Annotated in this window: 12 protein-coding genes; 6 read left to right on the top strand and 6 right to left on the bottom strand. The window is 71.3% G+C overall.

Translation table 11 applies throughout. The features are described from left to right. Positions 1–9: 9 nt before the first annotated feature. Together DEJ13_RS05275 and pepN are read right to left on the bottom strand one after the other, a co-directional pair. Complete coding sequence (locus DEJ13_RS05275) at positions 10–1,080, bottom strand: mechanosensitive ion channel family protein (RefSeq protein ID WP_111107925.1); 1,071 nt, start codon at positions 1,078–1,080, stop codon at positions 10–12. An 89-nt stretch (positions 1,081–1,169) separates the two neighbouring features. Beyond that, positions 1,170–3,749 carry an aminopeptidase N gene (gene pepN / locus DEJ13_RS05280; RefSeq protein WP_111107924.1) on the bottom strand — a complete coding sequence of 860 codons (2,580 nt, stop codon included), beginning with the start codon at positions 3,747–3,749 and terminating at the stop codon, positions 1,170–1,172. A gap of 123 nt (positions 3,750–3,872) precedes the next feature. On the opposite strand from pepN, the gene DEJ13_RS05285 reads away from it, so the two are divergent. Beyond that, positions 3,873–4,517, top strand: coding sequence for a mycothiol-dependent nitroreductase Rv2466c family protein (locus DEJ13_RS05285; protein WP_502868727.1), 645 nt, complete (start codon positions 3,873–3,875; stop codon positions 4,515–4,517). A 41-nt stretch (positions 4,518–4,558) separates the two neighbouring features. On the opposite strand, the gene DEJ13_RS05290 is transcribed toward DEJ13_RS05285, so the two are convergent. Then, complete coding sequence (locus tag DEJ13_RS05290) at positions 4,559–5,095, bottom strand: GNAT family N-acetyltransferase (protein ID WP_111107922.1); 537 nt, start codon at positions 5,093–5,095, stop codon at positions 4,559–4,561. On the opposite strand from DEJ13_RS05290, the gene DEJ13_RS05295 reads away from it, so the two are divergent. The 3 genes from DEJ13_RS05295 to DEJ13_RS05305 are packed head-to-tail and all read left to right on the top strand — an operon-like array spanning position 5,094 to position 7,178. After that, positions 5,094–5,699, top strand: a complete 606-nt coding sequence (locus DEJ13_RS05295) for an XRE family transcriptional regulator (RefSeq protein ID WP_111107921.1) — start codon at positions 5,094–5,096, stop codon at positions 5,697–5,699. The two genes, DEJ13_RS05290 and DEJ13_RS05295, sit on opposite strands and share 2 nt — an antisense overlap. Positions 5,700–5,708: 9 nt before the next feature. Next, entirely contained in the window at positions 5,709–6,197 is a 489-nt protein-coding gene (locus DEJ13_RS05300; RefSeq protein WP_056121968.1) for a ribose-5-phosphate isomerase, read from the top strand. A 51-nt stretch (positions 6,198–6,248) separates the two neighbouring features. Continuing rightward, a complete protein-coding gene (locus tag DEJ13_RS05305) occupies positions 6,249–7,178 on the top strand; it encodes an Fpg/Nei family DNA glycosylase (RefSeq protein ID WP_056121967.1) in 930 nt (309 codons plus the stop codon). A gap of 3 nt (positions 7,179–7,181) precedes the next feature. On the opposite strand, the gene DEJ13_RS05310 is transcribed toward DEJ13_RS05305, so the two are convergent. Together DEJ13_RS05310 and DEJ13_RS05315 are read right to left on the bottom strand one after the other, a co-directional pair. Next, a complete protein-coding gene (locus DEJ13_RS05310) occupies positions 7,182–8,651 on the bottom strand; it encodes an amidohydrolase (RefSeq protein WP_111107920.1) in 1,470 nt (489 codons plus the stop codon). After that, complete coding sequence (locus DEJ13_RS05315) at positions 8,648–9,310, bottom strand: FMN-binding negative transcriptional regulator (RefSeq protein WP_111107919.1); 663 nt, start codon at positions 9,308–9,310, stop codon at positions 8,648–8,650. Before DEJ13_RS05315 ends, DEJ13_RS05310 begins: the two co-directional genes overlap by 4 nt. A 254-nt stretch (positions 9,311–9,564) precedes the next feature. On the opposite strand from DEJ13_RS05315, the gene DEJ13_RS05320 reads away from it, so the two are divergent. Next, entirely contained in the window at positions 9,565–10,980 is a 1,416-nt protein-coding gene (locus tag DEJ13_RS05320) for a serine hydrolase (protein ID WP_258374188.1), read from the top strand. Between the two features lie 166 nt (positions 10,981–11,146). On the opposite strand, the gene DEJ13_RS05325 is transcribed toward DEJ13_RS05320, so the two are convergent. Continuing rightward, positions 11,147–11,749 (bottom strand): hypothetical protein, encoded by a 603-nt coding sequence (locus DEJ13_RS05325; RefSeq protein ID WP_111107918.1) that lies wholly within the window; start codon positions 11,747–11,749, stop codon positions 11,147–11,149. Between the two features lie 95 nt (positions 11,750–11,844). On the opposite strand from DEJ13_RS05325, the gene DEJ13_RS05330 reads away from it, so the two are divergent. Beyond that, complete coding sequence (locus DEJ13_RS05330; protein ID WP_111107917.1) at positions 11,845–13,302, top strand: sensor histidine kinase; 1,458 nt, start codon at positions 11,845–11,847, stop codon at positions 13,300–13,302. Positions 13,303–13,309: the final 7 nt, after the last annotated feature.

Raw genomic sequence — 13,309 nt, forward strand, 5'->3', positions numbered from 1 at the left:
GTGTGTCGCTCATCGGTCGTCCTTCCGCGGGTCGGACCGCTGTGTGTCGATGGGCTGACCGTACATGTTCGTCTTCTTGCCGCGTCGCGACGGCGTCGGCGCGGGGGTCGGCTGGGTCTTGACGCTGCGCAACCCGTTGATGGACGTCGCGTTCTCCCAGCCCTCGGGCATGATCATCGCCATCGCGGGGAGCGTCACGCCGAGCTCGTCGACGGCTCGCTTGAGCCGGACCCGGAGTTCGCGCCCGACGACGTCGAGCTCGGACGCGCGGGTCTTGACGACGAGCCGGAAGACCATGCCCGCCTCGGCGACGGACTGCAGGCCCCAGATCTCGGGCTTCTCGACGATCCGCTGTCGCCAGCGGGGTTCCTGGGACATCGTGACGGCTGCGGCGAGCAGGGCGTCCTGCACGGCGTCGATGTCGGTGTCGTAGGGGACCGTGATGTCGACGAGGACACGCGACCAGCCCTGCGACAGGTTGCCGACGCGCAGGATCTGCCCGTTCGGCACAAACCACAGGATGCCGTTCACGTCGCGGATCTGCATCACGCGCAGGCCCACGTTCTCGACGACGCCGGTGGCCGGTCCCGTGTCGACCACGTCGCCGACGCCGGCCTGGTCCTCGAGGATCATGAACACCCCGGACAGCAGGTCCTTGACGATCGACTGCGCGCCGACCGCGAGCCCGGCGGCGACGAGCGACGCACCACCGACGATGCCGACCGCGGCGTTCGGCAGGACCTGCGGGATGATGATCACCAGGGCGATGATCACCACGATGACGGTCGCCAGGTTCTGCAGGACGCTGCCGAGCGTGCGGGTCCGCTGCACGACGCGCGCGGTCTGGATGGGGGACGCGATGAGCGCCTGGGTGTCAGCGGCGCCCTGGCGCTTCTTGACGTCGTAGACGATCCGGTTGACGACGCCCTTGATGCTGTGCCGGAGCACCAGCCGCAGGACGACCGCGCCGATCAGGGTGAGGACGATGACGATCGGTTCGTGCCAGGTCTCGACGAATTGGGTGAAGGTGTTCGACATCCACGCTGGGACGTCGTCGGTCGAGTTCGCAGCCAAGATCATGATCCGGACGATGCTAAACGGCGGGGCCTCGGCGCACCCTGAGGAACGCCGAGACCCCGCCGATCATGCTCTGACCCCGCCGATCAGACTCAGGCGTCCGCAGCCTGGACCCGCAGCGCACGCTCGGTGCCCGCGAGGTTCTCGGTCACGATCCGGCGGAGCGCCGGGGTCTCCGGGTGCGACTCGAGCCACGCGGTTGCGGCGTCTCGGAGCTCGACCGAAGCGAGCGACGCCGGGTACAGCCCGGTGACGATCGTGTCGGCGATGTGGTAGCTCCGTTCGTCCCAGATCCGGGTGAGGACCTCGAAGTACTTCGGCACGAGCCCTTCGAGCACGACGGGGGAGTTGGTGTGCTGGAAGCCGATCGTCGTCTGGCGCACGATGGCGTTCGGCGCGGTGTCGGTGTCGACCAGCGACGAGAACGCCGCGAGCTTGCCCTCGGCCGTGGGGATCGTCGCACGGGCACGCGCTGCCGCTTGCTCGCCCGACGCCGTGCGGTCCGCGGCGAGCTCGGTGTCGATCTCGGCGTTGCCCGCGGCGCCCGCGAGCACGAGGCCCTCGAGGAGCTCCCACCGCAGGTCGGTGTCGATCTCGAGCCCGCTGAGCGTGACGGAGCTGTCACGCAGCCCCGCCAGGGTCGCGACGTGCTCGGGCGTCGACGCGATCTGCGCGAAGAACTTCACGAACTGGAACTGGGCGTCCGAGCCGGCCTCGGCCGACGACGCGAGGTTCCAGAGCGTGTCGCCCACGGTGTGGATCGTCGCGTCGACCTTGGCCGGAGCGACGTAGTTGCGCGCGGTGAGCAGCAGCTGCGAGACCGTCGTGCGGATGGTCGTCGACTCGGTCTCGGTCGCGATGTTGCCGAGCACCAGGCGGACGTAGTCGCTGGCGGGGGACTCGGCGTCGCGCGTGGCGTCCCACATCGCGCCCCACACGATCGAGCGGGCGAGCGGGTTCGCGATCGCGGCGAGGTGCTCGATCGCGGTGCGGCGGGACTGTTCGTCGAGGCGGATCTTGGCGTAGGCCAGGTCGTCGTCGTTGAGCAGCACGAGGTCACCGCGGTGCTGCCCCACGAGCTCCGGCACGTCGGTGCGGGCCCCGTCGACGTCGATCTCGACACGGTGCGTGCGCTCGAGCTTGCCCCCGGCCGAGGCGGTGTCGGCACCGAACGGCGCCGAGGTGTCCTGCTGGAACGCGTACAGGCCGATCGCGAGCCGGTGCGGACGCAGGGTCGGGTAGTCGGTCGGGGCTTCCTGCAGCACGGCGAACGACGTGATCACGCCGGACTCGTCGGTCTCGATCTCGGGGCGCAGCGTGTTGACGCCGGCGGTCTCGAGCCACAGCTTCGACCACTCGCCGAGCTCACGCCCGCTGGTGGCCTCGAGCTCGACGAGCAGGTCCTCGAGCTCGGTGTTGCCGTGGTGGTGCTTCACGAAGTAGGCCGAGACACCGGCGAAGAACGCGTCGATGCCGACCCAGGCCACGAGCTGCTTCAGGACGGAGCCGCCCTTGGCGTAGGTGATGCCGTCGAAGTTGACCTGGACGTCTTCGAGGTCGTTGATCGTCGCGACGATCGGGTGCGTCGAGGGGAGTTGGTCCTGGCGGTAGGCCCAGGACTTCTCCATCGCCTGGAACGTCGTCCAGGCCTCGGTCCACTCGGTGGCTTCGGCCGTGGCGATCGTCGACGCCCACTCGGCGAACGACTCGTTCAGCCACAGGTCGTTCCACCACTTCATGGTGACCAGGTCGCCGAACCACATGTGCGCGAGCTCGTGCAGGATCGTGACGACCCGGCGCTCCTTGATGGCGTCCGTGACCTTGGACCGGAAGACGTAGGTCTCGGTGAAGGTGACCGCGCCGGCGTTCTCCATCGCGCCCGCGTTGAACTCGGGGACGAACAGCTGGTCGTACTTGTCGAACGGGTACGGGACCGCGAACTTCGACTCGTAGTAGGTGAAGCCCTTGCGCGTGATGTCGAAGATGTACTCAGGGTCGAGGTACTCGGCCAGCGACTTGCGCGTGAAGATGCCGAGCGGGATGGTGCGGCCGTCGCTCGAGGTCAGTTCGTCTCGCACGACCTCGTACGGGCCTGCCACGAGCGCGGTGATGTAGCTCGAGATGCGGGTGGTCGGCGGGAACGCCCACGTGGCGATGTCGCCGTCGACGCGGGGCCCGGGCGTGGGGGAGTTCGAGACGACCTGCCACCGCGCCGGTGCGGTGACCGTGAAGGTGAACTCGGCCTTGAGGTCGGGCTGCTCGAACACCGCGAACATGCGGCGGGAGTCGGGGACCTCGAACTGGGAGTACAGGTAGACCTCGTCGTCGACGGGGTCGACGAAGCGGTGCAGGCCTTCGCCCGTGTTCGTGTACAGCGCGTCGGCGACGACGACGAGCTCGTTCTGCTGCTGCAGGTCGGCGAGCTGGATGCGCACGCCGTCGTTCACCGCGGCGACGTCGAGCGCGGTGCCGTTCAGCTCGACGGAGTGCACGGTCTTCGTGATCGCGTCGATGAACGTGGACGCGCCGGGCGTCGCGGTGAAGCGGACCCGCGTGGTGCTGCCGAAGGTCTCGGCGCCACGGGTCAGGTCGAGCTCGACCTCGTACGACTGCACGTCGACGATCGCGGCGCGTTCCTGGGCTTCGGTTCTGGTGAGGTTCTCTCCGGGCACGGACGCTCCAACTTCGTTGCGGGCGCGGACGATCGATGTCCGCGCGTCGGTCGTCCCACGCGGCGTCGTGCACCGTCAGGACGTGTGGGATCCAGCCTAGCGAGCACGCGTACGCTCGCATCCGTGACCGAGACGACTGTGGACAAGACGACCGACACCCCCACCCCTGTGGAGTTCTGGTTCGACCCGAACTGCCCGTGGGCCTGGATGACCAGCCGCTGGGTCGGTGAGGTCGAGCGCCAGCGTCCCCTCGACGTGACCTGGAAGGTGATGAGCCTGTTCGTCCTGAACGAGGACCAGGACGTCCCGCCGGAGTACCAGGAGCGGCTCGCGGCCGGGCAGGTCTACCCGCGCCTGGTCACGGCCGCGCGGCTGCGTCTGGGCGACGCGATCGTGAAGCCCTTGTACGACGCACTCGGCGAGCACATCCACCACCGTCAGGAGCACGACCCGACCCAGGTCGTCCCCGCCGTGCTCGCGGAGCTCGGCCTCGACGCCGACCTCGCCGAGTTCGCCTGGACGGACGAGGTCGACGCCGCCACCCGCGAGAGCCACCGCGACGGCATCGAGCGCGTCGGCCAGGACGTCGGCACCCCCGTGATCGCCGTCGAGGGCACCGCCTTCTTCGGGCCCGTCATCTCCCCGGCGCCGAAGGGCCAGCAGGCACTCGACCTCTGGGACGGCGTGGTCGCCGCGGCCCGGTACCCGGGCTTCTTCGAGCTGAAGCGCTCGCGGACGGTCGGACCGGTCTTCGACACGACCGACTGACGGGAGGCCCGGCTCGGCCCCGCCGTCGCCATCCGCGTCCGTCAGGACAGCGGCAGGAGCATCAGGGTGAGGTCGAGCCAGCGGTCGAACTTGCGTCCGACCTCGGGCAGCACGGCCACGACCTCGAACCCGAGGCGCTCGTGCAGGGCGATCGAGCCGGTGTTCTCGCTGCAGATGGCGGCCATCACCACGTGCACGTCGTGCTGGCGGGCATGTGCCATGAGCGCGTGCATCAGCGTCGACGCGATGCCACGTCCGCGGTACCCGGATCGCACGTAGACACTGTGTTCGACGGTGTGCCGGTACCCGGGGCGCGGACGGAACGGGCCGTACGTCACGTACCCGGCGACGACGCCGTCCACCTCGGCGACCAGCACCGGGAACCCGGCGGCACGGCGCTGGGCGAACCACGTGTCGAACCACTCGCGGCTCTCGGGCTCGTCCTGCCACACCGCCGTCGTGTGCAGGGTGGCGTCGACGTGCAGCGCGTGGACGACGTCGAGGTCACGGGGTTCGCAGTCCCGGACCGTGACGCCCGACGCGGGTGGGGTTCCGTTCGTCGCATATGCTGTCGCCATGTCTCAGATCGTAGACGACGACCGGCTCCTCGGTGAACGGCTGCAGCACCTCCGCACCGAGCGACGCTGGAGCCTGACCGAGCTCGCCGAGGAGTCCGGCGTCTCCCGCGCGATGATCAACCGCGTCGAACGCGGGGTGTCGAGCCCGACGGCGACGATCCTCGGCCGGCTGTCGGGAGCGTTTGGGATGACGATCTCGCAGCTGCTCGACGAGGGTGCGGCCGGGCAGCGTCCGGAGTCGGGCAGCCCCGACGACGCGACCGGCGTGCAGCGCGGGGCGACCGCCGACCACTGGACGGACCCGGACACCGGGTACCGGCGCCGTCCCGTGTCGAGCGCGGACTTCCCCGTCGACGTGACCGAGGTGGTCCTCCCGGCCGGAGCGCACGTGACGTACCCGGCGTCGGCCTACGCGTTCCTGCGCCACTGCATCTGGGTGGTCGACGGCGAGCTCGGACTCGTCGTCGGCGACGAGCCGGTGCGACTCGCCGCGGGCGACCGGATCGAGCTCGGCGACCCCGCCGAGGTGACCTACCGGAACGACTCGGCCGACCCCTGTCGGTACGTCGTGGTCGTGGCCAGGGGCGTGCGCGGCCGGGAATAGGATCGGACCATGCGCATCCACCTCGGAACGGACCACGCCGGCCTCGAGTTCAGCAAGACCCTCGCGTCGCACCTGACCGACGCCGGACACCAGGTCATCGACCACGGCCCGACCGAGTACGACGCGCTCGACGACTACCCCTCGTTCTGCATCAACGCCGCGCACGCCGTCGTCGAGGACCAGCGCGCGGGCGTCCAGGCGCTCGGCGTCGTCTTCGGCGGTTCCGGCAACGGCGAGCAGATCGCGGCGAACAAGGTCGAGGGCGTCCGCGCCGCCCTGGTGTGGAACGAGTCGACCGCGCTGCTGGCCCGCCAGCACAACGACGCGAACGTCATCTCGCTCGGCGCGCGCCAGCACACTGAAGCCGAGGTGATCGACTTCGTCGACCTGTTCATCAACGAGCCCTTCTCCGGTGAGGAACGCCACGCGCGCCGCATCGCGCAGCTCGCCGAGTACGAGCAGACCGGCACCATCGCCGGCAAGCAGGTCGACGCGTAGCCGACCGTCGGGGGACACCGACCGTCAGCGGCACCGGGTAGAACGGGTCGCATGCCCGAGGGTCACTCCGTCCACAGGATCGCCAACCAGTTCACCCGGCACTTCGTCGGCAAGCGTTGCGAGGTGTCGAGCCCGCAGGGGCGCTTCGCCGAGGGTGCCGCACAGCTCGACGGCAAGCGCATGGTCGCGTCACGGGCGGTGGGCAAGCAGCTGTTCCTCGAGTTCGAGGACGACCTGTTCCTGCGCGTGCACCTGGGGCTGTACGGCGCGTGGGACTTCGCCGGTGTGATCTCGACCTCCGAGGCGCTGTCGGACGACGACGACCGCGAGGAGTCGCTGGCCTCGATCGGCGCACCGCGGCTCGCCCGGTACCGGATGGCCGAGCAGGAGAAGTCCGAGGACCCGATCGAGGCGTTCCCCCCGGACCCCGTCGGACAGGTGCGCGTCCGTCTGCTGACCGAGGACACCGTCGGCGACCTGCGTGGACCCACCGCCTGCGTGGTCGAGGACGCCGCCGGGGTGCAGCGCGCGCTCGACAAGCTCGGCCCCGACCCCGTCAACGACGACGGCCCCGAGGCCGAGAAGGTCTTCGTCGACAACGTCCGGAAGCGCAACGTCGCGATCGGCCAGCTGCTGATGGACCAGGCCGTGGTGAGCGGCATCGGCAACATCTACCGTGCCGAACTGCTGTTCCGCCAGCGCCTCGACCCCTACAAGGTCGGCAAGAAGGTCACCGTCAAGCAGGCCAAGGCGCTCTGGGCCGACTGGTCGAAGCTGCTGCACGACGGGGTGCGCGACGGGCTGATGATGACGATGGACGGGCTGTCCGACACCGACCGCAAGAAAGCGTTGCGCTCCCGCAAGGACCGGCACTGGGTGTACCACCGTCAGGGCGAGCCCTGCCGGGTGTGCGGCACCGAGATCCGGATGGCGGACATGGCCGGCCGCAAGCTCTACTGGTGCCCGAAGGACCAGAAGTAGCCGTCACCGGTCGCGGTGCGTCCACCGCCCGGCGACCGCCGTCGCGAGCACGGGCATGGTCCGCAGCGCCGTCGACGACGCCGTCAGCGGATCGGACTCCACGAGCACCAGGTCCGCGACGTCGCCGACGGCCACGCCCACCCGTCCGTCGGTCGAGCCCGTCCACGCGGTCAGCGCCGACAGCCGCTCCGACGGGTGCCACGGCTCGCGGCCGTCGCGGTCCCGCCCGACGGCCGCGGCGAGCGACACCCATGGGTCGAGCGGCGCCACGGGAGCGTCCGACCCGAGCAGCACGCGGGCACCGGCGCGGGCCAGTGACGCGAACGCGAACGCCCGGTCGGTGACGCCCGCCCAGTGGTGGTCCGCGATGTCCCGGTCGTCCATCGCGTGCTCGGGCTGCACCGACGCGGCGACCCCGAGCCGGGCGAACCGCGCCAGGTCGGCGTCCGCCAGCAGCTGGGCGTGCTCGATCGTGCCGCGGGTCCCGACCGCCTCGAAGACGTCGAGGGCCAGGGTGTTCGCGCGGTCGCCGATGGCGTGGACCGCGGGCACGAGCCCGGCGTCGACGGCTCGGCGGGTGATCGCCACGAGGTCGTCGAACGACCACGCGAGCACCCCCGACCCGTCGGCGAGCGCCGCGGTCCTGGTGCCGAGCGACCCGTCGGTGATGACCTTGAACGGCCCCATGGTCAGCAGGCCCCTGGTGCCCGCGACGACGTCGCCGGTCCGCAGTCCCCGGGCGATCGCGGTGTCGAGGTCGGCCGCGTAGACACCGGACGACACGCGCAGGGCATCGGTGCCGCCGCGCATCCGCCGCGTCCACCGGTCGAGCCCGAAGCGCATCTCGAGGTCGACGACCCGGGTGACGCCCCGGGCCGCGGCGGCCTCGGCGGCGTCGGCGACCCACCCGTCCAGGACCTCGTCCGGCACCTGGGAGAGCGCCCCGGTGACGTCGAAGGCGTCCTGCTCGCGCAGGACCCCGTCCTCACCCGCTACCAACGGACGCCCGAGCACGGCGCCGAAGTGGCTGAGCGCGAGGGCGTTGCACCACACGGCGTGCAGGTCCGCGCTCACGACGACGACCGGGAGGCCCGGTGCGGCCCGGTCGAGCAGCTCGCGGCGGGCGGGGCGGGGCCACATCCCGTCGCGGTACCCGTGGCCGATGAGGACGCGGTCCGCGACGCCGGTCCGTGCCACCACAGCGAGCAGGTCGGCGGTGGCCTCGGCCGAGTCCGCTGCCGAGACGTCGACACGTCGACGCACGAGCGCCCACTGGTCGAAGTGGGTGTGGTGGTCGACGAGCCCGGGGCCGAGCCAGGCGCCGTCCGCCTGCAGCACGTCGGTGTCGGTGCTCGTGGCGTCGAGGGTGCCGGCGGGGGCGACCGCGGTCACCACGCCGTCGGTGACCCGGACGTCGGCGGGTGCGCCGGAGGTGCCCACCCGGCGGACGGTGCGGAGCAGGACCTCGCTCACTCGGCCTCCCGTCCGCCCTGGTCGTCACCGGCGGCGGACCGGACCCGCTCGATCTCGTCGGCGAGTGCCGGCGAGGCGTAGGGGCCGTCGCCGCGGAGTCCGGCGACGATGTCGTCGACGACCCCCGGGGCCTTGTTCTGGGAGAGCTTCGCGCGGGCGTCGAAGCGGGTGACGCGGATGCGGATGCCCACGGTCCCCTTCGCCATCCGCCGAGCGGTGTCCTCGTCGACGTCGAGCGAGACCGGGTCGGGCATGACCCGCTCGAAGTGGTCGACGAGCTCGCCGAGGACACGGAAGTTCTCGTCGTCGGACAGGATCTCGGGCGTGCCCCACAGGTGGGCGGTGACGTGGTTCCAGGTCGGCACGAACTGGTCGGCCGGGTACCACGCGGGCGAGACGTACCCGTGTGGGCCCTGCACGATGACGAGCACCTCGTGCTGCCCGAGTTCGTGCGCGACCTCGTCGGGCCGGCCGACGTGCGAGACGAGCACGAGCTGGTCGGGGTCCTCGCCGGGAGCGGGCTCCTCGAGCAGGAACGGGTAGTGCGAGGCCACGATCCCGGCGTCCGTGTGGGACACGATCGTCGCCCACGGGTTGCCACGGACCAGGCGCCGCACCTCGTCGACGTCGGTCATCAGGAAGTGTGGGGTGTGCCGCATGTCCGCCAGCGTGGCACAGCGGAGTGTGCCGGCGCGACGGGCGTCGTTTCCCGGTGTTCCCGGATGGTGGAAGTTCCCACGTGCAGTGCACCACCTGTCGTGGTCGGGATCCGTGAACACGACGCTGTCTCGCAACGAGGGTCGGGCAGTGGACCGGGCGGCACTCGACTCGCGTCGCCGCTGACGTCAGACTCGACCCACCGACCCACCGACCCACCGACCCACCGACCCACCGCTCTCCTGGAAGGACCACCGTGACCGACACCGAGGCCACACGCGACGCGTACCGCACGACCCTGCCCACCATCCGCGACTGGGTCGCCTACAAGGTCTGGCAGCTCCGCGTGCCGGGCGTGCAGGTCGCGATCGGGTACCGCGGCGAGGAGCTGTTCTCCGAAGCCTGGGGCCACGCCGACGTCGAGGCCGGCCGACGCCTGACCACGACCGACCTGTTCCGGATCGCCTCGCACTCGAAGACCTTCACCGCGACCGCGCTGCTGCTGCTCGCCGAGCGTGGGGTGCTGCGCCTCGACGACACCGTCGGGACGTACGTGCCCGCGCTGGTCGAGGGCGGCTCGCCGATCGCGGACGCCACGGTCCGGGAGCTCATGGAGATGGGTGCGGGCGTGATCCGCGACGGCCACGACGGCGACTACTGGTCCCTCGCGCGGCCGTTCCCGGACGAGGACGAACTGCTGGCGCTCGTCCTCGACCGCGGGCAGAAGGTGCCGACGGGATCCTCGTTCAACTACTCGAACCTCGGGTACTCGTTGCTCGGGCTCGTCATCGCCGCGGCTTCCGGACGGAGCTACAACGACTTCGTCCGCCAGGAGATCGTCGAGCCACTCGGCCTGCGGAACACCGGCCCGGACTGGGACCCGTCGCGCGAGGACGACTTCGTGGTGGGCTACTCCGGCTTCCACGTCGCACGGCACCGGCAGCGCGTCGCGCACGTCGACACCCGGGCGATGGCCGCAGCGACCGGCTTCCACGGCACCGCGTCCGACCTGGTCCGGTACTTCTCCGCCCACGTCCTCGGGCAGGGGGACCTGCTGAGCGACCACTCCAAGCGCCTGGCGCAGCGGAAGTCGTGGAGCGCCACCGAGGATGACCCGGCGGCCCGGGGCTACGGCGCGGGCTTCATCGTCGACCGCATCGGCGGGCGCGAGGTCCGCGGCCACTCCGGCGGGTTCCCCGGGCACATCACGCAGTCGCTGTTCGACCCCGAGTCCGGGCTCGTCGTGTCCGTGATGACGAGCGCCGCCGCAGGCCCGGCGACGCTCCTGGCGACCGGCATCATCCACCTGCTCGACGCAGCGGCCGACACCGGTGCGCCCGGCGCCGTCGTGACCGCCGAGCAGGCCGCGCGCTTCACTGGTCGCTACGCCAACCCCTGGGGCGTCACCGACATCGCCCGCGTGGGCGACCGGCTGCTCGCGATCGACCCGTCCGGCCCCGACCCGATGGAGTCGCCCACCCGGCTCGAGGTCGTCGACCAGGACACGCTCCGGATGACCCACGGCAACCGCTTCGGCTCCGTCGACGAGGACATCGTCGTCGCCCGCGACGCCGACGGCACCGTCACGGGCATCCGCGGCAGCGGCGGCATGAGCGAGGAACCGTGGACGATCCCCGACGAGGCTCCGGAGGTCGCGGCCGGGCTTGCATAGCCTGGCGCAGACCGCGGACGGACCGGGCCGTATGCGCACCGTTCCGCAGGGTCTCCGTCATGTCTCTGTCGAGACCGACCGCGTCCACCATCGCGCGGAGTGCGTCGCCCATCCCCCCAGCGTGACGCGTCACGCAGCACGGGACCGACCACCTGTGGACAGTGCGTCAGCGGACGTCGGCGGTGGACCAGAGGAACCGGGCGCCGTCACCGACCGGACGGACGAGCGGGCCGGCGAACAGCAGGGCTGCGACGACGAACGCCACGACCCGCCCGGCCGCGGGGACCGCGAACAGGACCGTCAGCCCCGTCTGCGTGGTGCCGGGGAGCGTCCCGAGCCACAGTGCCGGGCCTCCGAGCAGCCAGACCGCCGCGCCGACGGCGACCACCCAGCCGGCGGCACGCGACGCACTGCTCCCGGAACGCACGACGAGGACGCCGAAGGCGACGAGCAGCGCCTGTGCCGCGGTCGTCAGGATCGTCGCGACCGGGATCGCGGGCGACCCGATGCCGAGGCCAGCCAGCGCCGTGCACAGCGCGGCCACAGCGAAGCCGAGTGACGTCCGGTCCGCTCGGCGTGCCGCAGACAGTCCGGCGACGAGCGCGGCGGCTGCCGTCACCACCCCGACGACGACCAGGACCCAGGCGCCAGGGTCCAACTGCGTCAGGACACCCAGCCCTGCGACCCCGCCGACGGCCGCCCCGAGCCCCGCGACCACCGCCGCCAGTGCGGTCAGTCGTCCCCGTGTCGTGGTCCCCGTCGTCCCCATGCCGACACCATAACGCCGGGGGTGGGGTCAACCCCACCCCTGGTCGGGGAGGGGGCAGGATGGGTCCGGGCACCCGGGTTCGGGATGCTGGACCCATGACCGACACCGACCGACTCGACCAGGCGATCACCGTGCCGCTGGACGACGCCGTACCCCCGGGAGCCACCACCCCCATGCCGGCGCAACCGACCCAGGAGCAGCCACCGCAGCTGCCGACCGATCCGCCGAACCCGACGGCTGGTGGGTTCTACCGTCAGGCCTGGCGCCGGTTCCCGCGCGACTTCGGGTACATGGCGCTCACCGCGGTGCTGCTCTGCACGCTCTACTTCGCGTTCCCAGCAGCGGTCTTCGGCGGTGGGTTCCACGACCTCTTCAACCCGATCGTGCTGCTGATGTTCTTCGTGGCGCTGTTCGTCGCGCGCTGGCTCGGGCAGTTCGAACGGCTGCGCATCTCGTGGGCAGACGACCGCCCGATCCGACCGGTCGACTGGACCCCGCGCTGGCAGCAGAACTGGTGGGCCCGGACCGGTTCCGCCGTCGCCAACCCGCACTACTGGCTCTACCTGCTGCACGCAGCGGTCGTCTACCCCCTCGCGGCCCTGGTCACCGTCGGCGCCGGCGCACTCCTGGTGGTCGGCTTCTTCGGCCCGATCGTCGCCGGGGTCACGGCACTGCGGTGGGGATGGCAGATCAACCAGTGGCTCATGGAGAACAGCCTCGACCAGGGCTGGGCCTGGGTGCTCGGTGCCGTGGCGTGCGCGGTGAGCATGGCCGCCTCGGTCGTCCTGCTGCCGCTCTGGTCGCGCGGGTCGGTGCTCGCGCACTACTGGATCGACTTCGGGCTGCTCGGCGGGTTCCGCGCGGAACAGCTCGAGCAGCGGGTGGCGGGACTGCAGGCTTCCCGCGCCGGAGCGGCGACAGCGGAGGGGCAGACCCTGCGGCAGATCGAACGCGACCTGCACGACGGCCCGCAGCAGCGGCTCGTCCGGCTCCGCATGGACCTGGCCGCAGCCGAGCGGGCGTTCGAGAAGGACCCCGAGGGAGCGAAGCGGCTCATCGGCGAGGCGTCGGAGCACGCCAAGGACGCGCTCGACGAACTCCGGGCGCTGTCGCGGGGCTTCGCGCCGCCGATCCTGCTCGACCGGGGGCTCGTCGCCGCGCTCGAGGCCCTCGTCGCCCGGACCCCGATCCCCGTCGGCCTCGACGTCCGGCTGCCCGAGGGGCTGACCCTCGGCACCGAGATCCAGCGCAACGTCTACTTCACGGTCTCCGAGCTCCTGACGAACACGACCAAGCACGCGGGGGCCTCGACCGCTGGCGTCTACCTCGGGCTCGTCGTCGACGCGTCCGCGGTGTGGCACCTGACGGTGAGCGTCACGGACGACGGCGTGGGCGGGGCGAGCGTGCAGGAGGGGCACGGGATCGAGGGCCTCATGGGTCGGATGCGCTCCCTCGACGGCGAGTTGACGGTGTCGAGCCCCCAGGGTGGCCCCACCGAGGCGACGGCACGGATCCCGCTCGGCGCGCTCAACGGGGTGCCCACGGTGCGGTGACCGCCGG

It is taken from the genome of Curtobacterium sp. MCLR17_007, assembly GCF_003234655.2.
Lineage (GTDB): Bacteria > Actinomycetota > Actinomycetes > Actinomycetales > Microbacteriaceae > Curtobacterium.